At 62.1% G+C, this 26,321-nt stretch carries 24 protein-coding genes; 19 read left to right on the top strand and 5 right to left on the bottom strand.

The genetic code is table 11. The features are described 5' to 3' along the window. Positions 1-182: 182 nt before the first annotated feature. Both ACIP02_RS18630 and ACIP02_RS18625 read right to left on the bottom strand, forming a co-directional pair. Positions 183-1,004, bottom strand: a complete 822-nt coding sequence (locus ACIP02_RS18630; protein WP_400618983.1) for an aldo/keto reductase — start codon at positions 1,002-1,004, stop codon at positions 183-185. Beyond that, positions 992-1,897: a LysR family transcriptional regulator gene (locus ACIP02_RS18625; protein WP_400618981.1), complete on the bottom strand. Its 906-nt coding sequence runs from the start codon at positions 1,895-1,897 to the stop codon at positions 992-994. The genes ACIP02_RS18630 and ACIP02_RS18625 overlap by 13 nt, the downstream gene beginning before the upstream one ends. A gap of 140 nt (positions 1,898-2,037) precedes the next feature. On the opposite strand from ACIP02_RS18625, the gene ACIP02_RS18620 reads away from it, so the two are divergent. From ACIP02_RS18620 to ACIP02_RS18580, 9 genes are all read left to right on the top strand, one after another. Beyond that, positions 2,038-2,736 carry a CoA transferase subunit A gene (locus ACIP02_RS18620; protein ID WP_400618978.1) on the top strand — a complete coding sequence of 233 codons (699 nt, stop codon included), beginning with the start codon at positions 2,038-2,040 and terminating at the stop codon, positions 2,734-2,736. 35 nt (positions 2,737-2,771) lie between these two features. Next, on the top strand, positions 2,772-3,428 hold the full coding sequence (locus ACIP02_RS18615; protein WP_400618976.1) for a CoA transferase subunit B: 657 nt from the start codon (positions 2,772-2,774) through the stop codon (positions 3,426-3,428). 144 nt (positions 3,429-3,572) lie between these two features. Then, the gene (locus ACIP02_RS18610; protein ID WP_400618973.1) at positions 3,573-4,991 is read left to right on the top strand and encodes a short-chain fatty acid transporter; all 1,419 of its coding nucleotides are present in this window, start codon (positions 3,573-3,575) and stop codon (positions 4,989-4,991) included. Between the two features lie 87 nt (positions 4,992-5,078). Beyond that, positions 5,079-5,621 (top strand): helix-turn-helix domain-containing protein, encoded by a 543-nt coding sequence (locus ACIP02_RS18605; RefSeq protein ID WP_400618971.1) that lies wholly within the window; start codon positions 5,079-5,081, stop codon positions 5,619-5,621. A gap of 250 nt (positions 5,622-5,871) precedes the next feature. Beyond that, a complete protein-coding gene (gene eppA / locus ACIP02_RS18600; protein ID WP_400618969.1) occupies positions 5,872-6,048 on the top strand; it encodes an EPS-associated small membrane protein EppA in 177 nt (58 codons plus the stop codon). 251 nt (positions 6,049-6,299) lie between these two features. Then, the gene (locus ACIP02_RS18595) at positions 6,300-6,857 is read left to right on the top strand and encodes a polysaccharide biosynthesis/export family protein (protein ID WP_400618966.1); all 558 of its coding nucleotides are present in this window, start codon (positions 6,300-6,302) and stop codon (positions 6,855-6,857) included. A 24-nt stretch (positions 6,858-6,881) separates the two neighbouring features. Beyond that, positions 6,882-7,997, top strand: coding sequence for a hypothetical protein (locus ACIP02_RS18590; RefSeq protein ID WP_400618963.1), 1,116 nt, complete (start codon positions 6,882-6,884; stop codon positions 7,995-7,997). 19 nt (positions 7,998-8,016) lie between these two features. Beyond that, the gene (locus ACIP02_RS18585; RefSeq protein WP_400618960.1) at positions 8,017-9,579 is read left to right on the top strand and encodes a GumC family protein; all 1,563 of its coding nucleotides are present in this window, start codon (positions 8,017-8,019) and stop codon (positions 9,577-9,579) included. A gap of 11 nt (positions 9,580-9,590) precedes the next feature. Beyond that, the gene (locus ACIP02_RS18580; RefSeq protein WP_400618957.1) at positions 9,591-10,397 is read left to right on the top strand and encodes a CpsD/CapB family tyrosine-protein kinase; all 807 of its coding nucleotides are present in this window, start codon (positions 9,591-9,593) and stop codon (positions 10,395-10,397) included. Between the two features lie 126 nt (positions 10,398-10,523). Here ACIP02_RS18580 and galE read toward each other — a convergent pair whose 3' ends face one another. The 3 genes from galE to ACIP02_RS18565 form a co-directional block, all read right to left on the bottom strand. After that, positions 10,524-11,498, bottom strand: a complete 975-nt coding sequence (galE, locus tag ACIP02_RS18575) for a UDP-glucose 4-epimerase GalE (RefSeq protein ID WP_400618954.1) — start codon at positions 11,496-11,498, stop codon at positions 10,524-10,526. A gap of 105 nt (positions 11,499-11,603) precedes the next feature. Then, positions 11,604-14,204, bottom strand: coding sequence for a cellulase family glycosylhydrolase (locus tag ACIP02_RS18570; RefSeq protein WP_400618951.1), 2,601 nt, complete (start codon positions 14,202-14,204; stop codon positions 11,604-11,606). A 5-nt stretch (positions 14,205-14,209) separates the two neighbouring features. Beyond that, positions 14,210-15,736, bottom strand: coding sequence for an O-antigen ligase family protein (locus ACIP02_RS18565; protein ID WP_400618948.1), 1,527 nt, complete (start codon positions 15,734-15,736; stop codon positions 14,210-14,212). Between the two features lie 95 nt (positions 15,737-15,831). Between ACIP02_RS18565 and ACIP02_RS18560 the strand changes: the two genes are divergently transcribed. From ACIP02_RS18560 to ACIP02_RS18515, 10 genes are all read left to right on the top strand, one after another. After that, positions 15,832-17,208 carry an oligosaccharide flippase family protein gene (locus ACIP02_RS18560; RefSeq protein ID WP_400618945.1) on the top strand — a complete coding sequence of 459 codons (1,377 nt, stop codon included), beginning with the start codon at positions 15,832-15,834 and terminating at the stop codon, positions 17,206-17,208. Positions 17,209-17,444: 236 nt separating this feature from the next. Then, positions 17,445-18,911, top strand: a complete 1,467-nt coding sequence (locus ACIP02_RS18555; protein WP_400618942.1) for an FAD-dependent oxidoreductase — start codon at positions 17,445-17,447, stop codon at positions 18,909-18,911. A 106-nt stretch (positions 18,912-19,017) separates the two neighbouring features. Continuing rightward, the gene (locus ACIP02_RS18550) at positions 19,018-19,635 is read left to right on the top strand and encodes an acyltransferase (RefSeq protein ID WP_400618939.1); all 618 of its coding nucleotides are present in this window, start codon (positions 19,018-19,020) and stop codon (positions 19,633-19,635) included. Then, entirely contained in the window at positions 19,628-20,581 is a 954-nt protein-coding gene (locus ACIP02_RS18545; protein ID WP_400618936.1) for a glycosyltransferase family 2 protein, read from the top strand. The genes ACIP02_RS18550 and ACIP02_RS18545 overlap by 8 nt, the downstream gene beginning before the upstream one ends. 8 nt (positions 20,582-20,589) lie before the next feature. Next, on the top strand, positions 20,590-21,114 hold the full coding sequence (locus ACIP02_RS18540; RefSeq protein ID WP_400618934.1) for a serine O-acetyltransferase: 525 nt from the start codon (positions 20,590-20,592) through the stop codon (positions 21,112-21,114). A 5-nt stretch (positions 21,115-21,119) separates the two neighbouring features. Continuing rightward, positions 21,120-22,097, top strand: coding sequence for a glycosyltransferase family 2 protein (locus ACIP02_RS18535; protein WP_400618931.1), 978 nt, complete (start codon positions 21,120-21,122; stop codon positions 22,095-22,097). A 9-nt stretch (positions 22,098-22,106) separates the two neighbouring features. Then, positions 22,107-23,111 carry a VirK/YbjX family protein gene (locus tag ACIP02_RS18530; protein ID WP_400618928.1) on the top strand — a complete coding sequence of 335 codons (1,005 nt, stop codon included), beginning with the start codon at positions 22,107-22,109 and terminating at the stop codon, positions 23,109-23,111. 49 nt (positions 23,112-23,160) lie between these two features. Further along, complete coding sequence (locus tag ACIP02_RS18525; RefSeq protein WP_400618925.1) at positions 23,161-24,363, top strand: glycosyltransferase; 1,203 nt, start codon at positions 23,161-23,163, stop codon at positions 24,361-24,363. After that, complete coding sequence (locus tag ACIP02_RS18520; protein WP_400618922.1) at positions 24,360-25,547, top strand: glycosyltransferase family 2 protein; 1,188 nt, start codon at positions 24,360-24,362, stop codon at positions 25,545-25,547. Before ACIP02_RS18525 ends, ACIP02_RS18520 begins: the two co-directional genes overlap by 4 nt. After that, on the top strand, positions 25,547-26,305 hold the full coding sequence (locus ACIP02_RS18515) for a WecB/TagA/CpsF family glycosyltransferase (RefSeq protein WP_400618919.1): 759 nt from the start codon (positions 25,547-25,549) through the stop codon (positions 26,303-26,305). The genes ACIP02_RS18520 and ACIP02_RS18515 overlap by 1 nt, the downstream gene beginning before the upstream one ends. Positions 26,306-26,321 lie beyond the last annotated feature (16 nt).

Raw genomic sequence — 26,321 nt, 5'->3', positions numbered from 1 at the left:
CGGACCGGTCGGATGGGCTGCAAAGCAGCCCCAACAATCTGTGCATCTGTGCGGAAATCCTGGGGCTGCTGCGCAGCCCATCCGACCGGTCCGGCGCCCCGGCAAGGCCGCTCCTACAGGTTCTGTGCCTGCCCTCAGGGTGATGCAGGCCGATCCCACAAAAAATCAATTTGTGCGAGCGGTCAAACCATCGCCAACCGCTGCTTGCGCGTCGGCGCCGGGAACGCCCGGTCGATCGCGCGCAGGTCTTCGCTGGTCAAGGTCAGCGCGCCGGCTGCCGCATTCAGCCGTACATGCTCAGGTGCCACGGCCTTGGGGATGGCGATGACCCCGTCATTGCGGGTTACCCAGGCCAGGCTGACCTGGGCCGGTGTGGCGCCATGGCGTTCGGCAATTTCTGTCAGCACCGGGTGCTGCAGCAAGCGCCCGGCCTGGGCCAGTGGGCAGTAGGCCATGGTCGGCAACCCACGCTGTTCGCACCACGGCAGCAAGTCGAACTCGATGCCGCGCTGGGCCGGGTTGTACAGCACCTGGTTGGTGGCACAGTCGGGGTTGTGCAGTTCGCGCAGGTCATCGACGTCGAAATTGGACACCCCCCAACGCTTGATTTTACCTTGCTCGCGCAAGCGCTCGAACGCCTCGACGGTTTCCTCCAGCGGGTGCTGGCCGCGCCAGTGCAGCAGGTACAGGTCGATGCAATCAGTACCCAGCCGCGCCAGGCTGCGTTCGCAAGCCGCCGGCAGGCCGCGCTGGCTGGCGTTGTGCGGGTAGACCTTGCTGACCAGGAACACCTGGTCGCGGCGCCCGGCAATGGCCTGGCCAACGACCGCTTCCGCGCCGCCCTCAGCGTACATCTCGGCGGTGTCGATCAGGCTCATGCCCAGCTCGATACCCTGTTGCAGGGCCGCCACCTCCGCAGCCTTGCGGCCAGGGTCTTCGCCCATGTACCAAGTGCCCTGGCCGATGGCCGGAACGCTCGAACCTGCCAGTTTCATGTAACGCATGTCACCTCCGGGATCCGGGTGTTGGAAAGCAGAACCTCAAGCAGCGCTTGCGCTGCAGTGGAAAGCTTATGTTCGCTGAGGGCAATTACGCCGATGCGTCGCTCGACCGAGGGCTCGACCAAAGGCACGCAGCGGGCACCCAGTTCCTGCATCTGGTTGATGCACAGCGCGGGTACGGCACTGACCCCCAGGCCGCTGGCGACCATGCGGCCAATGGTTGCCAACTGGTGGCTCTCGAACGCCACGGTCAGCTTGCCGTGGTGGGCGGCCACATTCTGCTCCATCAGCAGGCGCACCGCCGAGGGGCGTTGCAAGGCGACGAAATCTTCGGCCATCAGTTGCGCCCAACTGACCTGGGGCAGCAGCGCCAAGGGCGAATCGGCAGGTACCACCGCGACAAAACGGTCCATGTACAGCGGGCGAAAATCCAGGCCGTCGATGTTGTCCGGCTCAAAGCCGATGCCCAGTTCGACGCGGCGATGGCGCACCAGTTCCTGTACCTGTTCGTTGATCACATCATGCACGGTGACGTTGACCTTGGGGTAGCGTTGGCGAAACACCTTCAGCGAATGCGGCAGCAGGTTACCGGCAAACGCCGGCATGGCCGCCACCGAAACCCGCCCCAGTTGCAGGGTAAAGCGCTGGCGCAGCATTTCTTCGGTGTCATCCCAGTCGGCCAGCAGGCGCCGCGCCAGTGGCAGCAGCACTTCGCCCTCGGCGGTCAGGCTGACGCTGCGGGTGGTGCGGCTGAGCAGGGCACCGCCAAGGTTTTCTTCCAGCGCCTTGATGGTCAGGCTCAGGGCCGGTTGAGAAACATGCAGGTGCTCGCCCGCCTGGGCGAAGCTCTGGTACTTGGCCACGGCGACAAAGGCGCGCAGTTGCTTGACGTTCATGTCGGGCCTATCGTTTGTTTTGTAAAAGTTATCAATTGATGATGAAAACAAAATTAACAAATCAGTCGCTTGCGGTGAAGATGTCTACACACGCTCACCGACAGCCTCGTCGGTTCAACAACTACAAAAGGCGGATCAGCATGGCCGGACTGGACAAGCGCGTTGCAACCTATGAACAGGCCCTTGAAGGCCTGACCGACAACATGACGGTACTGGCCGGTGGTTTCGGCCTGTGCGGCATCCCGGAAAACCTCATCAGTGAAATCAAGCGCCGTGGCGTCAAGGGCCTGACTGTGGTCTCCAACAACTGCGGCGTCGACGGCTTCGGCCTGGGCGTACTGCTGGAAGACCGGCAGATCCGCAAGATGATCGCCTCCTACGTGGGTGAAAACGCCGAGTTCGAACGCCAACTGCTCAGTGGCGAGCTTGAGGTGGAACTGACCCCGCAAGGCACCCTCGCCGAAAAAATGCGCGCAGGGGGTGCCGGCATCCCGGCCTTCTTCACCGCCACCGGTTACGGCACCCCGGTTGCCGACGGCAAGGAAGTGCGCGAGTTCAAGGGCCGCAAGTACATCCTCGAAGAATCCATTACCGGTGACTTTGCCATCGTCAAGGGCTGGAAGGCCGACCACTACGGCAACGTGGTGTACCGCAACACCGCGCAAAACTTCAACCCGCTGGCGGCCACTGCCGGCAAGATCACCGTGGTTGAAGTGGAGGAGATCGTCGAGCCTGGCGTGCTGCTGCCCAGCGAAATCCACACCCCGGGCATCTATGTGGACCGCGTTATCGTCGGCACTTTTGAAAAGCGTATCGAAAAGCGCACCGTCAAGGCCTGAGCGCCATCCACCAGAACAACAAAGAGATCCTGACCATGGCACTGACCCGCGAACAGATGGCGCAACGCGTCGCCCGTGAACTGAAGGACGGCTACTACGTCAACCTGGGCATCGGTATTCCGACCCTGGTGGCCAACTACGTACCCGCCGACATGGATGTCATGCTGCAATCGGAAAACGGCCTGCTCGGCATGGGCGAATTCCCCACCGAAAGCACCCTTGATGCCGACATGATCAACGCCGGCAAGCAAACCGTCACCGCCCGCCGCGGCGCCTCGATCTTCGATTCGGCGCAGTCGTTCGCCATGATCCGTGGCGGCCACGTCGACCTGACCGTGCTCGGCGCGTTCGAGGTGGACGTCCAGGGCAACATCGCCTCGTGGATGATCCCGGGCAAGCTGGTCAAGGGCATGGGCGGTGCCATGGACCTGGTGGCTGGCGCCGACAATATCATCGTCACCATGACCCACGCGTCCAAAGACGGTGAATCCAAGCTGCTGGCACAGTGCAGTCTGCCGCTGACCGGTGCCGGCTGCATCCGCAAGGTACTGACCGACCTGGCCTACCTGGAAATCGAAAACGGCGCCTTCATCCTGCGCGAGACCGCGCCGGGTGTGAGCGTTGAGGAAATCATCGAGAAAACCGCCGGTAAGTTGATCGTGCCGGATGATGTGAAGGAAATGACTTTCTAACAGGCTATCGCAACCCCTGTAGGAGCGGGTTCACCCGCGAATGCGTCGGTACATCCACCGGCGCATTCGCGGGTAAACCCGCTCCTACAGGGGTTTTGCGTTTGTGCCGAATTGTCCGATAAAACCAATAAAAGGAATGCCACTGTGGCCGCTGAAATCCAAGACAGCCGTTCCGCGCGCTTTGCCTTGCGCTGCTCCAACTGGGCCGAACGCTGGTTCCCCGACTCCTGGGTATTCGCCGCACTGGCGGTGCTGCTGGTGTGCATCGGCGCACTGGCCATGGGCGCCAAGCCGACCGACACCGCCAAGGCCTTTGGCGATGGCTTCTGGAGCCTGATCCCGTTCACCATGCAGATGGCCTTTGTGGTCATTGGTGGCTATGTAGTTGCCAGCTCGCCGCCCGCGGCTCGGCTGATCGACCGCCTGGCGCGTATCCCGGCCAATGGCCGTTCGGCCGTGTGCTGGGTGGCGCTGATCTCGATGCTGGCGTCGCTGCTCAACTGGGGCCTGTCGCTGGTGTTCGGTGGCTTGCTGGTGCGTGCTTTGGCGCGGCGTACCGATCTGAAGATGGATTACCGCGCTGCCGGTGCAGCCGCCTACCTGGGCCTGGGTGCCGTCTGGGCATTGGGCCTGTCTTCGTCTGCGGCGCAGTTGCAGGCCAACCCGGCCAGCTTGCCGCCGTCGATCCTGTCGATCACCGGAGTCATCCCGTTCACCGAAACCATCTTCCTCTGGCAGTCTGGCGTGATGCTGGCGGCGCTGGTGATTGTTTCGCTGGTGATTGCCTACGCCACGGCCCCAGGCCCGAACAGCGCGCGCAGCGCTGAAGACTGCGGTATCGACCCCAGCTTCACCGCACCGCCAGCGCCGCAGCGCACCCGCCCGGGTGAGTGGCTGGAACACAGCCCGATCCTGATCCTGCTGCTGGTGGCCCTGGCTGCCGGCTGGCTGTACCAGGAGTTCGCCACCAAACCGGCGATTACCGCGATCTCCGGCCTGAACACCTATAACCTGCTGTTCATTATGCTCGGTGCCTTGCTGCACTGGCGCCCGCGCAGCTTCCTTGACGCGGTGGCACGTGCGGTACCGACCACCACGGGTGTACTGATCCAGTTCCCGCTGTACGGTTCGATCGCGGCCATCCTCACCCAGGTGAAGGGCGTCGACGAGCAGACCCTGGCGCATCATATTTCGCTGTTCTTCACCCAGATCGCCACCCATGACACCTATGCCTTGCTGATGGGCGTGTACTCGGCGGTGCTCGGCTTCTTCATCCCGTCGGGCGGTGGCAAGTGGATCATCGAGGCGCCCTACGTAATGCTGGTGGCCAACGACCTGCAGTACCACCTGGGCTGGGCAGTGCAGATCTACAACGCTGCCGAAGCCTTGCCGAACCTGATCAACCCGTTCTACATGCTGCCGCTGCTGGGCGTGCTGGGGCTCAAGGCGCGCGACCTGATCGGCTTCTCGTTCGTGCAGTTGCTGGTGCATGTGCCATTGGTGCTGGTGTTGCTGTGGGCGTTGGGTACCACGTTGCAGTACGTGCCACCGGTGATGCCGTAAAAGCGGGGGCTGCGCAGCAGCCCCAGCATTTCCTCGGCAGTCCACGTATCATGGCCAGGCTGCCTTCGCCTGGGAAACCCGCGTCACATGTCTATCCGATTGAAACTGCTGCGTAAGAAACTGGGGATGACCCTGGAAATGCTGGCCGAAAAGACCGGCATGACCAAAAGTTACCTGTCCAAGGTCGAACGCGGCCTCAACACGCCCTCGATTGCCGCCGCACTGAAACTGGCGCGGGCCTTGAACGTCAATGTCGAAGAACTGTTTGCCGAAGAGCAGGCCGGCCAGAGCCGCTATAGCCTGGTGCGCCATGGCGAGCGTCAGGCCCTGGTCGGGGACGGGCAGGGCCCGGGCTACGCTGCCTTGACCAGCCAGGTCGGCCAGCGCAGCCTGTTGCCGTTCCTGATCCAGCCACCGTCCGAGTTCAGCGACCCCACTTTCAAGGAGCACCAAGGGGAAGAGTTCCTGTTCGTGCATGCCGGCAAGGTGGAAGTGGATTTCATGAACGAGCGGGTGCTGCTGGAGCAAGGCGATGCCCTGCATTTCAATGCACAGACCCCGCACCGGCTGCGCTCGGTAGGGGAGCGGCCTGCACAATTGCTGGTCGTGGTGCACCACGGCGACGAATGAATCGCCCGGAGCCGTAAGGCGGCTCCAGGCTTTCTCAGCAGTGAAACGCTACAGCCAACAGCATCCTCCTACTGTGCATATTCTGCATGCCGATATTTTGACGAATCGCCCCATCACCCATTGAATTTTATTATGGTGTCGGATCATTGACGTAGTGTCATTGTGCCCATAAGCTCAATTCAACAGCGACACAATTCCCGCACCACCACACCAATAACTATTTGATTTTCCTATTCTAAGGAGGGGGCGTATGCGCACGGCTCTGATCATCAAATCGATGTTCCTGTTGGTGCTGCTAAGTGGGGCGGCACGCGCGGCTGATTCGTATATAAATCAGAACAGTATCATTCCTGGTTCAACGGCCGGCTGGTTCTTTGCCTTTGCAGTAGTCGGCTTCGTGGCCGTGGCCAATAGAAGAAAGATCTGAAGACAGCGCTGGCGTTTCGGCATAGCGCCGGGCGCCATTGGCTTGTCAATTTCCCAACCGTTGCTATATTGCCATTAGCCTGTGAAAGTCAATGTTCACGGGCACCGCAGCCCAGGCTGCACAGTGTCAAGGTAAGGGCCTCCAGGAGGTCGAGGCCATCGCGACAATGGTACGTCGCGAAGCGGAGCGAGAGTTGGTGCGTTGTTCTCATTCAGTGCTCTTTGTCGGGCCATTTGGCCGGAGGGACCCTCATGCTGCGTTCAATGTTTGCCACCTTCTGCATGCTGACAGTGTGGTCCACTGCCGGCAACGCCGACCAGAACAACGCCGCCTACCTGCTCAGCCCCGGCGATGTGGTGATGGTTTCGGTGTGGCAGGAAGACAGCCTGCGTCAAGAAGCCACCGTTCTTCCGGATGGCAGCATCACCTTCCCCCTGGCCGGGCGCATCAATGTCGCCGGGCTGGATGTAACGGCAGTCGAAAAGCAAGTGGCCGCCAAACTGGAAAAATTCCTTCCCGACCCGAACGTCAGCGTTGTCGTCAAGAGCATCGCCGGCAACATGGTCTATGTCCAAGGCAAAGTGATCAAGCCCGGGCCGGTGCAAATGGCCGGGCCCACCGCTGTATTGCAGGCCCTGAGCATGTCGGGTGGCCTGGACAAGTTTGCCGACGAAAGCGAAATCAAGGTAGTCCGCGGCGCAGGCGCTTCCCAAAAGATCCTGCCCGTGCGATATAAAGACCTGGTGTCTGGGCGCGATATGTCCACCAACATCCAACTTCAGGCTGGCGACACGCTGGTCGTTCCTTGATCTTGCCTTTAATAAGAACATTTAATGCCTCTTCTTAGAACAACTAGCATTGCAACGGCAATCTTGGTCTTGCCGTGTACGGCCCCGGTCCTGGCGGCAAACTGGCAGTCAACGGTGGTGGTGCCGACCTCTGTCGAGTACGACAGCAACCCGTTGTTGCTGACATCGGGGGAGAAGGGCATAACGCGCACGATCATCGCGCCCGATTACACCTTGATCGGCACCTTCGACCGTGACGAACTGAGGTTGGGGCTGGGCGTGAATGTGTTGCGCTCATCCGACACCGACGTGGTCGATGACCGTGAAGACCCCGATATCAGCCTGGGCTGGCAGCGCACCACCGAACGGGGGCGCTTCGGCCTGGTGGCGCGCTACAACGAAAGTTCGACGTTGTCGGGAACGGTGCTGGATACCGGTGTGATCACCACCGACGGTACGCAAAAGCTCTACACCCTGACCGGCAACTGGAGCCAGGCGGTTAGCGCACGCAGTACCTTGAGTAACGAGACCACGTACAACCGGGCCCGTTATGACATCAGTTCGCTGACGGGTTATGAGGAACTGGCCAACGTATTTACCTGGACCTACAACTGGAGCGAGCGGGCTGACCTGTATACCCGCTTCGGTGCCCGGCGCTATGAGCCCGAGCAGGACCAGACCGCGGTCGCCTCCAACAGCTATAGCCCGGCAGTCGGCATCAAGTACCAGCTCGCCGAAGGTTTGAGCGCAGATGCGCACATTGGCGTCAACAAAGTGTCTGGCGACGAAGGCGGCCGGCGCGGGGAGGGCGGGGTGGCATTGCTGTACACCGGTACCCGTGCCGATGCCAGCTTTACCGCGGAACGTAGCACGGTGGCCAGCGCCGAAGGTGGCTTTGCCGAACTGGACCAGGTGCGGGGTGTGTGGAGCTACGCGGTTACCGAGCTGACGCGGGTGGGTGCCGACGCCGCCTGGCAAGACAGCAAGGGGCAGTCACCCAACACGCTGCAGACTTACAGTGTATGGGCCAGCCGCGAGTTTTCGCCATACTGGGACTTGCGCTTGTCGCTGATGTACAAGGAACGCCAGCAGGACCATGTACCTGATGCAACCGCAACGATTGTGGGTTTGACATTGACGTACAGGTACCCCGACATCTGAACTTCAGCCAGGTGGCCCCATGAAGTCTGACTACGAGCTATCCCTCAGAGATTACATCGCCATAATCAAGGACAGGGCCCTGGTGTTGGGGGTGAGTGCCGCAGTCATTCTTGCCGCGACCGTGGCGGTCGCATTGATGGTGCCGCCGATCTACCAGTCGACCGGCACCATCCTGGTGGAGTCGCAGCAGATTTCCCCCGAGCTGGTGTCGACCAACAACACCAGCTTTGCCGATGAGCGTATCGAGGTGATCCGCCAGCGCGTCATGACCCGCGAAAACCTGCTGCGCATCATCGGCAAGTACGACCTGTTCGCGGACAAGCGCCTTAGCGAAAGCGACAAGATCGACCAAATGCGCAACGCCATCGTGGTCGAAACCCTTACCACCTTTGTGCGTGGCCGTGGCGAAGCTACCGTGGCGTTCAATGTGTCGTTCGAGCACAAGCAGGCGCAAGTGGCCAAGGAAGTCGCCGACGAACTGGTGACGCTGTTCCTCAACGAAAACCTCAAGCAGCGTACTGAGCGGGCCAACGAAACCACTGAATTCCTCACCCAGGAAGCCAACAAACTGGGCGCCGAGCTGGCCAGCCTGGAAAACCAGCTGGCCGATTTCAAGCAGGCCCATGCCAATGCCTTGCCCGAGCACCAGACCCTGCGCATGAACATGCTGTCGCGCTCGGAACTGGAGTTCCGCGAGGTCGACCGCGACTACAAGGCCGCCCAGGAAGAGCTGCGCTACCTGGAGCTGGAACTGTCCGCGGCCAATGCCGGCCTGGCGACCAAGGCGACCGAAGGCTCCCGACCAGCCAGTGCCGACCAAGTCCAGGACCTGCCCAGCCTGAAGGCCGAATACGCCCGGTTGCTGACCCGTTACAAGGAAGCCCACCCGGATGTGGTCGCAGTCAAACGCAAGATCCAGGCCCTGGAGGCCACTGGTGGTCGCACGGCCACTGCTTCCTCGGTCAGCCTCGACGTGGCCCGTGTGCGGGCCAAGATGAGCGCCGCCCAGGAACGCATCACGTCGCTGGCCGAGCAGAAGCGCGAGCTGACCAAGAAGATGGAAGGTTACGAGGCCGAAATCCTCGAAGCGCCCCAGGTGGAGCGTGGCCTGGTGACTTTGATGCGTGACCACGATAACGCGCGCAAAAAGTATGAAGAAATCCGCGCCAAGGAAATGGGCGCGAAAATTACCGAAAGCCTGGAGCAGGAAAACAAGGCCGAACGTTTTGTGCTGCTGGAGCCACCGCTGCTGGCAGAAAAGCCGATCAAGCCCAACCGCAAGAAAATTGCCGCGCTGGGCCTGGTGCTTGCACCGGCCGGTGGCGGTGCGCTGGTGATGCTGCTGGAAATGCTCAACCAGCGTGTGCGTGGCGTTGGCGCCCTGGAAAGCCTGCTGGGCAAACGGGTGCTGGTGGCATTGCCCTATATAGACACCCGGGCCGATGTAGCCAGGCGCAAGCGCTGGCGTAACCGCTTGATCCTGGCAGCGCTGGCACTGGCGGCTATCATGATAGTGCTGGTGCACGTGTTCTACATGCCACTGGATGTGCTGTTGTTCAAGGTCATATCTCGGTTTGCATAGGGAAAGCAGTAATGGACAGGACCAATGCGGCGGCTGGCAACAGTATTCACCAAGTGACCCCGGGTACCCCACAGGCATTGTCTCCCGCACCCGGTACGGCGTTGGCGGAAGTGCCGGGGCAGTTCGACTACGTCAATACCAAGGTGGTACCGCTGCGCGCCGACCACCTGGAGCGCCACCGTATCGTGGCCTACAACAAGAACTCGAACATGAACGGGCCCATCGACCTGCTGCGCACGCAGGTGCTGAGGTTAATGGAAGAAAATGGCTGGCGTACCCTGGGGATCACATCGCCCACACCCGAAGCCGGCAAGACGGTGTTGGCAGTCAACCTGGCCATGAGTATTGCCCACCACACCACCAAGACCGCATTGCTGGTGGACTTCGACCTGCGCCGGCCCAAGGTCGGCAGCACCCTGGGCCTGCCCATGGAGCAGGCGCTGAACGAGTTCCTCGCCGACAAGGCCGAGCTGCAGGATTGCCTGGTTAACCCGACCTTGCCGCGTTTCGTGGTGTTGCCGACACGGGCGCCGGTGCCGCTGTCGACGGAAATGTTGTCTTCGCCCAAGGTGAACAACCTGATCAGCGACTTGCGCAACCGTTACGAGTCGCGCATCTGCATTTTCGACCTGCCGCCGCTGCTCAGCTCGGACGATGCGATCACCGTGATACCCAAGTTCGATTGTGTATTGCTGGTGGTGGCCAATGGCATGAACAACAAGAAGGAAATCGAGGATTGCCTGCATCACCTGGCAACGGTGAACCTGATCGGCACGGTGCTGAACAAGGCTGACGAGCAGCCGCGGACTTATTACTAGGCAGATCTCGCGCCCCCTGTGGGAGCGGCTTCAGCCGCGAACATCGGCGCAGCCGGTGCCATGCACCGCGTTGGATTCTTCGCGGCTAAAGCCGCTCCCACAGGGGCGCAGAGCGCCCCCAAATTCTCAAATCTGACGCCTGGCCCAGGGATACTGCAACTCCCACTGCCAGGCATGCCGCACGATCTGCTCCAGCGAAGCAAAGTCAGGCTGCCAGCCCAGCACCTGCATCGCCTTGCCCGCATCCGCCACCAGCCGTGGTGGGTCGCCAGCGCGGCGGTCTGCGTCCAGGGTGTTGATTTGCCGCCCGGTCACTGCCCGGGCCGTGTCGATCACCTGCTGCACCGAGAAGCCCAGGCCATTGCCCAGGTTGAACGCGGTGCTCTCGCCCCCCGCGATCAGATAATCCACCGCCAGCGCATGGGCTGTCGCCAGGTCCGACACATGTACGTAGTCGCGTATGCAGGTGCCGTCCGGGGTGTCGTAGTCGCGGCCAAATACAGTCACGGCATCACGCCGGCCTGAAGCGGCCTGCAAGATCAGCGGGATCAGGTGGGTTTCCGGCTCATGACACTCGCCCAACTGGCCTTGCGGGTCGGCACCCGCCGCATTGAAGTAGCGCAGGCTCACCGACTTCAGGCCATATGCCCGGTCAAAGTCTTCGAGGATCTGCTCGACCATCCACTTGCTCAACCCGTAAGGGTTGATCGGCCCTTTGGCATGGGCTTCATCGATGGGTACATACTGCGGGTTGCCATACACCGCGGCACTGGATGAAAACACCAGGTGCCTGATACCGGCATTGACCATGGCCTGCAGCAGGGCAAGGGTGGCGGCGACGTTGTTCTGGTAGTACTTGCCGGGTGCGCTGACCGACTCACCCACCTGGATGAACGAGGCGAAGTGGAACACCGCATCGAAGCGGCAAACCCCAAACAGCACATCCAGTGCGGCTTCGTCGGCAATGTCGAGCTTGGCCCACTGGATGCCAGGGCCAGGCCAGACCAGGTCGGCCACCACCACTTCATGGCCACCAGCGAGCAGGTGCTTGACCATGTGCGAGCCTATATAGCCCGCGCCACCCACAACCAGAAATTTCATCCCCACCTCGTGGAATCTGCTGTTTACAGACGCAGTGAACGCTCCCTGATACGTGCAGGTGGGATGATCAGCTACAGGTGAACTGAGCGTAGATGGCCATATGCCCTATTTCAAGAACAGCCAGTTCGACATGTAACTGCGGTCGAAGCTGATTGTGTAATGCCCATCTTTGTAGACTGCCGGCAGGGCCTTGAGCTGCGCCTGTGCATCGCGGGCAAACAGTTTCAGGCCGGCAGGCGCCTTGATGGTCAGGCTGCCTTCAAGAGGTTCGACATTGAACGGTGTCTTGTCATCGGCCTTGGGTACGGCACGGGTGCCCACTGAGAGCAGCAGTTCGCGCGACTGCCCCAATGGCTGGTTGTCCAGGCTTTGCACCACGACGCTGGCGTAAGGCGTTTTCGCCTGCACCTGGATAGCCCCCAGGCTGATCGAGCGGCCACCCAGCCAGCCGGTGGCGGCCTGGGTCAGCGGGGTGTCGATGGTGTAGATACCCTGTTGCCAGTTGCGCCTCAGCTCGCCGGTGTCGGTCACTGCCTCGCTCGCATCGGCGGGCAGCAGCGATTGCCCGGGGTCGTGCAATACCTGCGCGTTTGCCGGGATGGCTGCCGGTTTCAGCCACGGCAGCTCCGGTGTTTGTGGCAGGGCAATCTGCAGGCGACCCTTTTCCATGGCCGTGCGCAACAGTGCGGAGTTGCGTGGGGTGATCTCCTGGTTGTACAGGGTGGCCGGTGTCGGTGCGAACACGTAGTCGGTGGTTGCCGGTTTTACGTCGGCGCGTCGGTAGAGCAGGGCGGCAGCGGGCAGGGTGGCGAGCATCGCCGGGTCGTTATAGGCGTGCCAGTTGTCTGCCGTGCGCCAACCTGGGTTGAACCCCTGCTGGCTGTAGGCGTATTGCATCAGGGCGTCCCAGCCCTGGTGGCTGGCGGTGCCGGCTACGTACAGCGGCAGTGAGTGGCGGTCGGGCAAAGGGAAGGGTTCGGCGTTCCACTCGGTAACCGTCAGCGGTTTGCCAACCACCTGGGCAGCGCCTATCCAGTCGATCATGCCGTCACTGGTCAGTGGGTTCTTTTCCAGCTGGCCGATGTCGCCATAGCTGTGAGCGTCGATGACATCACCCACACTCAGCGCCGGCAGCGCGCTCAACCCATTGCCGCCCCAGGTGCTGGTGGTGGCGATCGGTACTTTAACGCCCACGCTGCGCAGGTGGGCGATCATGTCGGCATTGAAGCGCTGTTCCAGTTCGTTGAGGAACAGCTTGGATGGCCCGTGCTCCCAGGCGCGCCACGTGAGGTCGGCGGGCAGGTCATAGTGTTTGGCAAAGGCCTTGGCGGCTGCCATGTAGCGTTCGCTGTGGCGTGGCACGTCCTTGTTCGGCATCAGGGCGTTACCGTAGTGCTGGGTCAGGTCATTCTCGTTGGTGATCAGTACGGCGGCAATGGCGGGGTCGTCCTTGTAGGCCAGGCCGGTGTATTCGTTCACATGGGTCAGGTATTGCTCGGCAAAGCGCTGCATGGCCTTCTGGATGCTGCTGTTGACGTAGGCGTAGCCTTTCAGGTCGATGCGTTGTTCGCCCTTGGCCAGTTCTTTGAAGTCGTCGATGTTGTCGTTGACGGTCAGTGCGCGCTGCACGTGCATGTCCAGCCAGATGTAGATGCCTTCGTCCTTGAGTGCCTTGATCCATAGGTCCAGCTTGCGCAGCGATTCGGCGCTGAGCTGTTGGGTATCGCGCACCAGCGTGCCGTCGCCAAACACGTTGGGGCTTACCCAGGGCGAGTCGTGGTGGTGCAGGCGCACCAGGTTGAAGCCCAGCGCCGACAGGCGTTTGGCCTGCTGGCGGATTTCTTCGTCGGGGCTTTTGAACAGTGAATAGGCAGACAGGTTGGTGCCCCAGAAACGTACCGCGGTGTTGTCGGCGAACATCAGCTGGTCACCGACCGCCTTGACGAAGCCGCGCTTGCCGGCTGGCTTTTCTGGCGCATTGAGAAACGACAGGTCCACCGGTGACGTGCGCCAGTCCAGCTGGTCATCAGGCCACCCGGTGGGGTCGGCCAGGCCGAAGCGCTCGGTAGGGGTTTGCCCCAGGTCGATGTCGCCGGTCACGTTGAGCACCGCCTTGAGCTGTTGCTTGCCGGCGTTGATCGGGTCTTTATAGAGGAACGCCCGCAGCTCGGACGCGTTGCCACGTTCGAAATAGACCTTGGCCAATGGCGGGTCGAAGCGCATTTCGATGCGCCGGCCCTCGTCGGCGTTGCCCCACGCCCAGCCGCGGTTGTCGGGCAGCAACTGCGGGGCGCCCATGGCCCCGGCGATTTGCGCAGGGTCGAACTGGAAAACCATGCCGCCCCCCATCACCCCGGCCTGACGGCTGTGGGCGTCAAGGTCGAACGCCCAGCTCAGGGTTTGCGGCTGCTCCTTGCGGATATCGGCGGCCAGGTCGAAGTCCAGCTCTTTGTTCTTGCCTCGCAGCGTGTACTGGTAGGGGCCATTGACCTTGAAATCGGTGTAGAAGCCGGTCCAGCTCCAGTTGGCAGCCCAGAAATCGAATTTGGCTTTCATGACTGGCCCGCCGCCGTGTGTCACGGTGGGCAGGCCATTGTGCTCATCGACACTGACCTGCCAGTCTGAAGCCCAACCGCTCAAGGGCAACAAAGCCAGGCCGGTAATGGCCGAAAGACGCACGAACTGACGCAGGGCGAGCACATTCATTGACATTACCTAGGTTGAAGGTCGGGTTCGGCCAGTTCCGTGGCCTGGCTGTCATGCAGCCGGCGCACCATCTGGATATAGGCCACGCCCAGCCCGGCGATTGACCAATACACCACCGGGATGAAGGTGATGCTGCTGACGGTGAAAATGATGACCAGGATGCCGATCAGCGTGGCCAGCAACACGCGGCCCAGTTGTCGTCGCTCGTCGTCCTTGTCGGTAATGCTGCGCATGGCCTTGCGGATACCCTGCAGCACCACGGCAAAGAACGCCACGAACAGGCCAAGCCCGACCAGGCCGACGCGCAGTGCCAGGTTGATGTAGGTGTTGACGATGTCGATGATGCCTTCCCCCTGGATCATCGACTGCATTTCCGGGGTGTTGCGGAAGTCGAACGAACCAAACAGCGGGTTGCGCTGGATAACAATCCACGAGTTGTCCATCAGCCGCTCGCGATAGGTAATGTTCTCTTTTTCGATATTGCCGATGTAGGGCAGCAGGTCCAGCACCTTGTCGCCGCCCGGCACCACGGTCAGCAAGGGCAGTGCCAGCATGCCGGCAGCGCCCAGCAGCGCCAGGCGCTTTACCGCGCCTTTGCCCAGGGCAATGAACACCACCACGATGACCAGCGCACCGATCCACGGCCCACGAGACAACGGGGCAAACAGCCCGGCCGCCAGCAGCAGAGCGCCCATGGCCTTGTGCAGCGGGCGCTGCACGTAACCCTGCACAAACAGGAACAGGCCGATGGCCACGCTCATCACGTAGCCCAGGGCAATTGCCTGGCCGGTGGTGACACTGGCACGCAGCGCGCCGCCACGGCTCAGGTAGCCGGACATGCTCCACTGCACGCCCATGGCGTCGACCAGGGCGCTGTACAGCAGCCAGTGGCGCACATACTCGGCCACGGCGATCAGCGCCATGACGAAGCAGGCGAGCACGAACGCCAGCATGGCGTCCTTGAAGTCGCTGACCTGGCGCAAGCCGCGGCTGGCCACGTAATACGGCAGGAACACATCGACATACAGGTACAGCGCCTGGCGCAAGGTATCGGTGAGGGTGGTCTCGCGCAGGTACAGCACGCTCATCAGCACCAGGCCGGCAGCCAGCAAGCGGTCGGCCCAGGTGCGGCCAAAGCGCAGGGTATCGCCTTGCCTGCGCAGTTCCAGCGCGGCCGGGAGCAGCACGCACAGGGTCAGCAGGCGGATATGGTTGAGGTCGACCAGGTAATTGACCACGCCAAAGCCGGGCACTTGCACCGTTGCTGGCGGGATAAGGAACAGCAGCATGTAGAACAGCGCCATCGGGTTGTGCTCGCGGCGCCCGGCCAGCAACAGAATCACCGCCCCTGCGCCCAGGTACAGCCAGAAGCTGTGCGAGACGAAGGCCAGCACGGTAAGCAGGAACCACAAATTGCGCCGGCGTTTGTAGTCGCCAAGCGGAATAAGGTCGGTGGCAGGTCGCCGCGCCAGCAGAAACACCACACTCGCCAAAAACAGGATGACGATCAACGCACGAAAATGTTCAGGCATCGGCTATGTACACCTTTCCTTCGGTGGGCAACGGCTAGCATCGTGGCTAATTGAAACTATAGTGACTTTTAGCTAATCAGTCAGAGATTGAATTCATGCCGTCGATTGATGTGTCAGCCGCCGCGAGCCTGCGCAAGCGGGCCCTGAGAGCCGGGTCATGGAACCTGGTTTCGCAGGTGGCGTCGCAGGTGATGCGCCTTGGCGGCAATCTGATCATGGCCCGTTTGCTGCTGCCGGAAATGTTCGGGGTGATGGTCATCGCTACCACTGTTTCGGTCCTCCTGCACCTGTTGTCCGATGTCGGCTTGCGCCAGAACATCATCCAGAGCCACCGCGGTGACGACCCGGACTTTCTCAATACGGCCTGGACCGTGCAGATCATCCGTGGCTTTCTGCTGTTCGCCCTGACCCTGCTGCTGGCCCTGGCGGCCTGGGTGGCCCAGTACGAAGAGCTGTGGCCGGCGGACTCCACTTATGCCGCACCGGTACTGCCGATGGTGCTGGCGGTGACCGGGCTGTCGGCGCTCATCTGGGGCTTCCAGTCCACCAAGATAGATGTGGCCGTGCGCACTTTCCAACAGAAGCGCGTGGTGCTGGTCGACCTGGCGTCACAGGCCGCCGGCCTGGTGGTAATGCTGGTGCTGGGCTTGATGACCCATTCGATCTGGTCGCTGGTCGTATCCGGGCTGGTTTCGGCGGTAACCTGGACGGTGCTGGGGCACACCGCGCTGGAAGGGCCTGACAACCACCTGCGTTGGGACCGCACGGCGCTGACCGAGTTGATCGTGTTCGGCCGCTGGATCCTGCTGTCGTCGATGGTCGGCGTACTGGCCATGTACGGTGACCGCATCTGGTTTGGCGCCAGTATGTCGGCGGCGCAGCTGGGGGTGTATTCGATTGCCGTATTGATCCTCGGCGCCGTACAGACTGCGCTGACGAAAATTGTCGGTGCCGTGGCGCTGCCGGCTTTCAGCGAGGCGGCCCGGGCCGGTGACAAGGAGCGCCTGAAAGCGCTGTATCACCGCTTTCGCCTGCTGGTGGACCTGCTGGTGCTATTCATCTGTGGCGGCTTCCTGACCGCCAGCCCGCTGCTGATCGGCTGGATGTACGACGATCGCTATCAGGAAGCTGGCCCGATGCTAGCAATTCTTTCACTGTCATTCCTGGTATTGCGCTATACCTTGGCACATCAGGTGTGGATTGCGCTGGGCATGACCAAATACCAGGCCATGGACAATATCATCCGCCTGGTCTCGCTCTGGGGGCTGTTGCCGTTGCTGCTGGCGATAGGAGGTGTGGAGTGGGCGATCTGGGGAGTTGCCCTGCACGCCGTGCCCACCCTGGTGCTGGTGGTGTATGTGAACAGCAAGCTGGGTATGTTCAGCCTCAAACGTGAGCTGGTGGTGCTGCCGATGCTGCTGGTCGGGGCACTGTGCGGGGCGCTGCTGACGGCCTTTTTCAACTGGTTCTAAGGCAACGCGCTGGGTGTAACTATCAAGGGTACAGGTCACGGGAACATGGGGAAGCTCACTTTTTGTACTGCGCAGTTGGGTCGTAGAGGCTTTCTCCAGCGTTGTGTCTTGCTCGGCGTGGGCGGCGCAATGTTTGGCGCCTCGGCCGCCATCGCCGGCACGCCTGCCGCAGAAACCGGGTTCGTGATGATCAACGGCTGGGTGTTGCCTGCGCGTTACTTGCGGAACGAACCCGCATGATCCAGGACTACGAGCAGCATCAGGCGCTGCGTGACAACTACGACTTCTGCATCATCGGTGCTGGCCCGGCGGGTATTACCCTGGGCCTGCGCCTGGCGGCTGCTGGCTGGAACGTGCTGCTCGCCGAAGGCGGTGGGCGCGAGTATGCGGCGCATTCGCAAGGCTTGTACGCCTGCGCATCCACAGGCCTGGAGCTGTACGCCGAGGAAACCCGCCTGCGCTACCTGGGCGGCACTTCCAATCACTGGGCAGGCCGCTGCCGCCCCTTTACGCCCTCCGACTTTGCCATGGCCCCGCCAGGCGACTTGCCTGGCTGGCCGATTCCCTATTCGGAAATCGAGGGCTACCTGCCGGCGGCCATGGACATCGTCGACCTGCCGCCGGGTTCGGATTTTCGGGCGATGAACGCTGGGCTGGATGGTGGCGACTTCGAAGCCGACCGCTTTCTGCTCAGCACGCCGACGCGCTTTGCGCAAAAATATGCTACGGCGCTGGAACAGACCAAAGGCCTGGATGTATTCATCAACTGCAATTGTGTCGACCTGGAGTACGACAAGGCCAGTGGCCACCTGGTTGCCGTGGTGTTGTCCGACTACCAGCGCAATCGTCAGCGCCTGGTGGCACGAAACTTCATCCTGGCCACGGGCGCCATTGAGAATGCCCGGCAACTGCTCAATAGCCAGAGCCTGGTAGCGGCAGGGGTGGTGAGCAGGGAGGGGCTGGTTGGCGGGTGTTTCATGGAACACCTGAACATCGACCTGGGCACCTTCATCCTCAAATCCGGGCTGGACCCGGTGCCGCGCCAGTACTACACCACCGATGCGTTCATCAACGAGTACAAGGCGGGTAAAGGCAATGTCACCGCCGCCTTGCTGGCCGATGTGCAAACCTACGGCCGCACGGCCGAGGTCAAGTATTTTCTGGAGAACATGGCGTGCGACATGGGCTTTGCCCACAAGATTGAATTCGTCGCCAAGTTCAGTTGCCCCGGTGACGGCGTGATCAGCACCATGATCGAGCAGTTCCCCAATCTGCACAGCCGTATTTCGCTGCTGGACGAGAAGGATGCGCTGGGCGTGGCCAAGGTCAATGTCAACTGGGCGCTAAGCGCCGATGACCGGCACACCATCAAGTGCATCGGCAGCGAGCTGGCCAAGCAGTTCGCCGACATGGACCTGGGCTTCGTCAAGCTCAACGAGTTTGTCTACGACACCAGCGTACCGCTGAAAATGGCACCACACGCCCACCATATGGGCACCACGCGCATGGCCGCCTCGCCGGAGTTTGGCGTTGTCGATGGCGATTGCAAGGTTTTCGGCACCGAAAACCTGTATGTCGCCGGCAGCAGTATTTTCGCCAAGGGCGGTGCCTCCAACCCGACCATGCCGCTGTTGCAGTTTGCCGTGCGGCTGGCCGACCACCTTGATAGCAAGATGAGAGCAGCCAACGGCGCTGCGGCGTAATGCAAGTTGTTTACGGGTTGAGCGTGCTGCGGTCAGCACCTAGAAGAACGAGACCGCATACAGCTCAGGGTCAGTCCAGATCGTTTTGAACGTGAGGCCAGGCAGTATGAAGGGATGGATACGCAGGGCAGTGACGCATTACGTGCACGCAACCGGAAAGGCCAGCTCGCTGTACAAGAAATTGTGCAACCCGTCCGGCTTGGAGTGGGGCGCCTACCTGGCCCGCTGGGGAGGCTTCCACTCGGTGGGCAGCAACTTCTACGTCAACCAGGGCTGCAACATCACCGACCCGTCGCTGGTGCGCATCGGCAATAGTGTGGGGCTGTCCGACTGCACGCTGATCGGCCATGACGGTGTGGTACTGCTGATCGAGCACCGCTACGGCAAGCACCTCGACTCGGTCGGTTTCATCGACATCAAGGACAACTGCTTCATCGGCCATGGCGCGATCGTCATGCCCCGGGTCACCATCGGCCCGGAATCGATCGTGGCTGCCGGCGCGGTGGTGACCAAGGATGTGCCGCCTGGCACCGTGTATGGCGGCAACCCGGCAACATTCATCTGCACCACCGAGCAGTTGATCCAACGGGTGGAGGCCCGCTGCGAGGCCTATCCGTGGATCGACATCGTCAAGCAGCGCAACGGCGCCTATGACCCGGAGGTGGAGCCGATGCTGATGGCGCAACGGCGACAGTATTTCTTCGGGGACAGCAACAATGGCTAAACCCGTGGATGTGATGGTGGTCAACTTCAACACCGCGGGCTTGTTGCAGCCGATGTTCGATGCCTTGCGCCGGGCTGACAGTGAACGCCTGGCCAGCTACCTGGTGGTGGACAATGCGTCGGCCGACGATTCGGTGCAGCGCATGGCCCAGGTTTGCCCGGAAGCCTTGCTGCTGAGCAACCGGCAGAACGTCGGTTTTGGCCGGGCCAACAACCAGTTGCTGGCGCACCTGAAAGGCAAGTACGCCTTATTGCTCAATACCGACGCCTTCGTGGCCGCAGACTCCCTGCAAAAAACCGTCGACTACATGGACGCCCACCCGGATTGCGGGGTACTGGGCGTTCGCCTAGAGGGCCGTGACGGTGACTTGCAACCCAGTTGCCGTTACTTCCCCACGCCGCTCAACGTGTTTGTCGGGCGTACTGGCCTGGGGCGCTTTTTCCCAGGTGTGAAGATGGTCGATGAAATGAACTGGGACCACGCTTCGGTGCGCGAATGCGACTGGCTGCCCGGCTGCTTCTACCTGGTACGCCGCGAAGTACTCGACCAGGTGGGCCTGTTCGACCCGCGCTACTTCCTTTATTACGAGGAAGTCGACCACTGCAAACGGGTGAAGGCGGCGGGCTGGAAGGTGGTGTTCTACCCGCACACCACGGTGGTGCACATTGGCGGCGAAAGCTCCAAGTCGGTGGCCGAACTGGAGGCGGCCAGCCGGCAGATCTCGTCCTACCAGATCGAAAGCGAGTTGCTGTATTTCCGTAAGCACCACGGGCGGGCAGGGCTTGCCCTGCACATGCTGCTGGTCACCCTGGGCGACCTGGTGCTGGCACTCAAGGCACTGTTGAAGCGACGCGGCTGGGGCGCAATACACGCCTGCTGGCGTCATTGCCGGGCAACCTGGTCGCTGCTGTTCAAGACCCGGTACGCCAGCCAACCGACAAGGTAGGTGGAGCCATGTTCGAGAATATTCGTGCCGACCTGCGGGCCCACGGGGGCGATTGGGGCGCCCAGGGCTTCTGGGTGTTGCTGGTATACCGCTTTGGCCGTTGGCGCTATGGTCTGCGCCCGGCGTTGCTGCGCAAGCTGTGTTCGTTCATCTACAAGGTGCTGTTCAAGTTCGTGCAGATCATTACCGGCGTGGAATTGCCATGCGAGGCAGTGGTCGGGCGCAACTTTGTCATCGACCATTTTGGCGGCATTGTGGTCAGCGGCTACGCCCGCTTTGGTGATGACTGCCGCATTCGTAACGGCGTGGTAGTGGGCCTGAAGAATGTCGACGAACCGATTGCGCCGGTGTTCGGCAACAACGTCGATATCGGCACCGGGGCCAAGATATTGGGCAGCATTCGCATCGGCAACAACGTGATCATTGGCGCCAATGCCGTGGTGCTGGTGGATGTACCGGATAATTCACTGGCGGTAGGGGTGCCGGCGATCATCAAGGCCCGGCAACCGGTTGCCCCGGCGCCGGTCGAGTGAGGCTTATGGCGACGCAGACAGGCGTGGTAGTGATCGGCCGCAACGAGGGCCAGCGCCTTGAGCGCTGCCTGCGTTCGTTGGCGCAGGGGGCCGACAAGGTCGTGTATGTCGACTCGGGCTCCACGGACGGTTCGCAGCAACTGGCCGCAGCCTTGGGCGTGGAAGTGCTGGCGCTGGACATGGGCATGCCGTTCACCGCGGCCCGCGCCCGCAACGAAGGCTTCGCCGCCTTGCAGCGGCTGTTGCCAGCGCTGCAGTGGGTGCAGTTCGTCGATGGTGACTGCGAAGTGGATGCCAGCTGGCTGGCCACAGCGCAGGCCTTTCTGGCCGGGCACCCCGCAGTGGCGGTGGTGTGTGGCCGGCGGCGCGAACGCTTCCCGCAGCGCTCGGTGTACAACCTGCTGTGCGACCTGGAATGGGACACCCCCATCGGTGAAGCCAAGGCGTGTGGCGGCGACGCGCTGATGCGGGCAGACGCTTTTGCTGCAGTGGGGGGCTTTCGCCCCGACCTGATCGCCGGGGAAGAGCCGGAACTGTGCGTGCGCTTGCGCGCCAACGGCTGGAAAATCTGGCGCCTGGCTGCCGAAATGACCTTGCACGACGCCGCCATGACCCGCTTCAGCCAATGGTGGCGGCGCAGCCTGCGCGCCGGGCATGCCTATGCCGAGGGCGCCTATCTGCATGGCCAGCCCCCCGAACGGCATTGGCTGCGCGAGTCGCGTCGGGCCTGGTTGTGGGGCTTGGGCATACCCTTGGTGATCGTTTTAGCCTGCCTGCTGCTGGGTGGCTGGGGCTTGTTGCTGCTGTTGATCTACCCGCTGCAGGCCGTGCGCCTGGCGCGCCGTGGCGGCAAGACCGCGCGTGAGAACTGGCTGCAGGCGGTATTTCTGGTGTTGGGCAAGTTCCCGGAAATGCTCGGCCAGCTGAAATTCCTGCGCCACCGCCTGGCGGCCGGCAAATCGGCGTTGATCGAGTACAAGTGAGAGAAACCCATGATGCTCGGCACCCTCGTGAAAAGCGTGTTTACCTTGCAACCGGGCTACTCGTTGCGGGCATTGAACAACAAATACAAGTTGACCCTGCAGATGGCCAGGCATTGGCCGCAGTTGCACAGCTTCATGCAACGGATGACGGCGGCGCTGGGCCAGCCAGGCTTGCAGCGCCTGGGCGTGGACTGCATCGGTGTCGTGCAATGGCCCTACATCAGCCAGTGCTGGGCGGCGCCGCAACGCCTTGATGTGGTGGCGGCGCACTTCGAACTGGTGGCCAGGCAGTTCCCCACGCTGTTGCTGTTGGGGCGCGATGAAAGCCTGACGCTATGCGACCTGTCGAGCCATTCACCGGGCTGCAACCTGGTGCTGGACCGGCCGATGTGGTTCAAGCGCGAAGGCGAGCTGGTGCTGAACCTGTTCCAGGGCGACCTGCGCGTGGCCTCCCTGGCCTTCACCCTGTGCCGTAGCGAGGCCGGGCTGAGCCTGTTCATCGGTGCGGTGCAGGGCATTCACAAAGGCGTCGACAGCGAAACCTCGCTGGCCATCTACCGCGACCTGACCAAGGACTTCGAGGGTTTGCGCCCGCGTAGCCTGCTGCTGGAAGCGTTGAAATGCCTGGCCAGGACCTTGGGTGTGACACAGCTGTATGCCGTGAGCGATGCCTGTCGGCATCACCGTCACCCGTATTTTGGCCGCGACAAGGGCCAGGATCTGGCGGCCAACTACGACGTCATCTGGCAGGAACATGGCGCCACGGCATCGAACCGCGAGGACTTTTTCAGTCTTCCATTGGCGCCGGCACAACGTGCAGATGCTGACATACCGGCGAAAAAGCGGGCCATGTACAGGCGCCGCCAGACGTTGCTCGACGATGTTTTTACCGGTTTGCAGGCAGCATTGCCAGGCGCCAGTCGCAACCTTGGACTACAAGGAAAACAGGGGGATGCATTTGCTGCGAGTGCATCGGCAGTAGGCACACCGCCCGTGGTCGACAGCCTGAAGTGAAGGTTGCCACGCAAGGTGGGTCATCAAGCGGGCTTGGATCTGGATTCATATGCGCATTGCTTACTTCATCAATCAGTACCCGAAGGTCAGCCACAGTTTCATCCGACGCGAGATCCTGGCGCTGGAGCGCCAGGGGGTAGAAGTGCAACGTATGGCACTGCGCGGGTGGGACGCCGAGGTGCAAGACGCCGAGGACGTGGCTGAACGGGACAAGACCCGCTACGTACTGCAAGGCGGGCTGAAGGGGCTGCTAGGGCCGACGTGGCAGGTGCTGCGCTCGCAGCCACGGCGTTTTGGCCAGGCAGCGTGGCTGGCCCTGCGCCTTGGCCTGCGGGCTGACCGTGCCTGGCCCTACCACCTGGTCTACCTGGCCGAGGCCTGCCAGGTGCTGCAGTGGTTGCAGGCCGGGGAGGCAAAACACGTGCACGCGCATTTCGGCACCAACTCTACCGAGGTGGTGATGCTGGCCAATGTCCTCGGCGGGCCGGCCTACAGCTTTACCGTGCACGGCCCGGAAGAATTCGACAAACCGCAGTTCCTGCACATGGGTGAGAAGGTGCGGCGCGCCGCCTTTGTTGCGGCGGTCAGTTCTTACGGGCGCAGCCAGCTGTACCGTTGGGTGGCACACGAGCACTGGGCCAAGGTGAAGGTGGTGCATTGCGGCCTGGAGCGAGGTTTCCATGAGGTGGCGGCGGTCACTGTACCGTCGCTGCCCCGCCTGGTGTGCGTGGGGCGCCTGTGCGAGCAGAAAGGCCAGCTGTTGCTGTTGGAGGCGGCGCGCACGCTTGCGGCCCAGTCGATCGACTTCGAGCTGGTACTGGCGGGTGATGGCGAAATGCGCGGTCAGATCGAGGCCTTGATTGCCCGCTACGGTCTGCACCGGCAGGTGCGTATCACCGGCTGGATCAGCAGCGCGCAGGTACGTGAGGAAATGCTTGCCGCCCGCGCGTTGGTATTGCCCAGCTTCGCCGAGGGCCTGCCGGTGGTGATCATGGAGGCAATGGCCTTGCGCCGGCCTGTGCTGACCACCTATGTGGCAGGTATCCCCGAGCTGGTGCGGCCTGGTGAAAATGGCTGGCTGTTCCCTGCCGGTGCGGTGGACGAGCTGGCGGCGGCCATGGCCGATTGCCTGGCACAGCCTGCCGAGGTACTGCAGCGCATGGGCGAGGCAGCCTACCAGCGCGTACTGCAACGGCATGACATAGACACCGAGGCGGCCAGGTTGGCCGGCTATATCAAGGCATTCGCATGATTAGTGTATTGGGTTGGTTGCTGGGCCTGCTGACGGTCATCGTCCTGGTGCCGGTGTTGGTATTTTTGCTACAGGTACTGCTGGCCTGCCTGCCGCCACGGGTGCAGCAGCCGGGCAGCGCTGCCCGGCCCCGGGTTGCGGTGCTGGTGCCGGCCCACGATGAGTCGTCGATCATCAAGGCCACCCTGGCGAGCATTACCCCGCAGTTGCTCGAGGGCGACCGCTTGCTGGTAGTGGCAGACAACTGCTCGGACGATACGGCGCAGTTGGCCCGCGAGGCCGGCGCCGAAGTGGTGGAGCGCCACGATACCCGTTTGCGCGGCAAGGGCTATGCACTGGACTTTGGCGTGCAGCACCTGGCCCACCGGCCGCCGGACGTGGTGATTGTGGTAGATGCCGATTGCCAAGTAGGTGAGGGCGCAATCGACATCCTGGCACGACGTTGCCGTGAAAGCGCACGTCCCGTGCAGTCGCTGTACCTGATGCGCGCACCTGCCGGGGCCGGGCTGAAAGTGCAGGTTGCCGAGTTCGCCTGGCGCGTCAAGAACCTGGTACGGCCTCGCGGCTGGGCGCGGCTGGGCTTGCCGTGCCAACTGATGGGAGCCGGCATGGCATTCGGCTGGCACGACCTCAGCCTGATCAACCTGGCCAACGGTCACTTGGTCGAGGATGTGAAACTGGGCCTGGACCTTTGCCAGCAAGGCAAGCCACCCCTGTTCTGCCCGGAGGCCGTGGTGACCAGCCAGTTTCCACTCAGCCAGCAAGGCCTCAACAGCCAGCGTACCCGTTGGGAGCATGGGCATCTGGGTTTGATGCTGGGCGATGGCCCCAAGCGGGCGCGGGCCGCCATTACCCAGCGCAATGGTGCCCTGGCGGCCATGACCCTGGACCTGGTGGTATCACCTTTGGCATTGCTGGTGCTGACCTTGCTCGGGCTAAACCTGGTGACCTGGCTGGCGTACCTGTTGTTTGGCCTGGCGGCGCCCGCGTGGCTGGCCCTTGCCGGGTTGGCGCTGCTTGGCCTTGCAGTACTGTTGGCCTGGGCGCGTTTCTGCCGAGAGCTGATACCGTTTTCGGTGCTGCTGTACGCGCCGTTCTACGCGGCAAGGAAGATCCCCCTGTACCTGAGCTTTCTGATCAGGCGCCAGGTTGAATGGGTACGCTCAAAACGGGATGACGACTGATGGCCAAATGGCTATGGCAGCAACGCTGGGCGTGCGTGATCGCCCAGCTTGACGTGGTCGCCGACGAGGCCGCAGCACAGCAACTGCTCGGGCGCCTGGCCGCGCCGGAGGCGGTCTGCGTGCTGGGCTTCGTCAATGCCCATGCGATGAACCTGGTGGTGCGCGATGGCGCTTATTGCCAGGCACTGTCGGCCGCCGACGTGTTGCTGCGTGACGGCTCGGGCATGGCCATCCTTTACCGGTGCCTGGGCCTGGAGTCCGGGCTGAACATGAACGGCACCGATTTCATCCCCAGGCTCATGCATGCCTACCGTGGGCGCAGGGTCGCGTTTTGGGGCACTCGGCAGCCTCACTTGAACCAGGCCGTGCAGCGCTGTGCCGACGCGTTCGGTGTGGTGCCGGTGTCGGTCCACAATGGCTTTGCCAACAGTGCAACCTATCTGCAGCTGGCCCGTGAGCAGCAACCCGAGCTGATCGTGCTGGGCATGGGCATGCCCAAGCAGGAAGCGCTGGCGGCAGAGCTGGCAGCTGTGGGCGTGCCCTGTTTGATCGTGTGTGGCGGGGCGATCCTGGATTTTCTCGGTGGCAAGGTCAGTCGCGCCCCCAGGTGGCTGCGGCGTATCGGCGGCGAGTGGCTGTACCGGTTGTTGCGCGAGCCCAGGCGCTTGTTCATGCGCTATGTGGTGGGCAACCCGCTTTTCCTGTTGCGCACCCTGTTGTATCGGCGTGCGGCGGTTTCGGCCAGGCGCACCGTGTGAATCGGCCAAAAGCGGT

It is taken from the genome of Pseudomonas sp. NPDC089408 (genome assembly GCF_044749445.1).
In the GTDB taxonomy this organism is placed as follows: Bacteria; Pseudomonadota; Gammaproteobacteria; order Pseudomonadales; family Pseudomonadaceae; genus Aquipseudomonas.
This window is presented reverse-complemented; position numbering and strand designations above follow the sequence as displayed.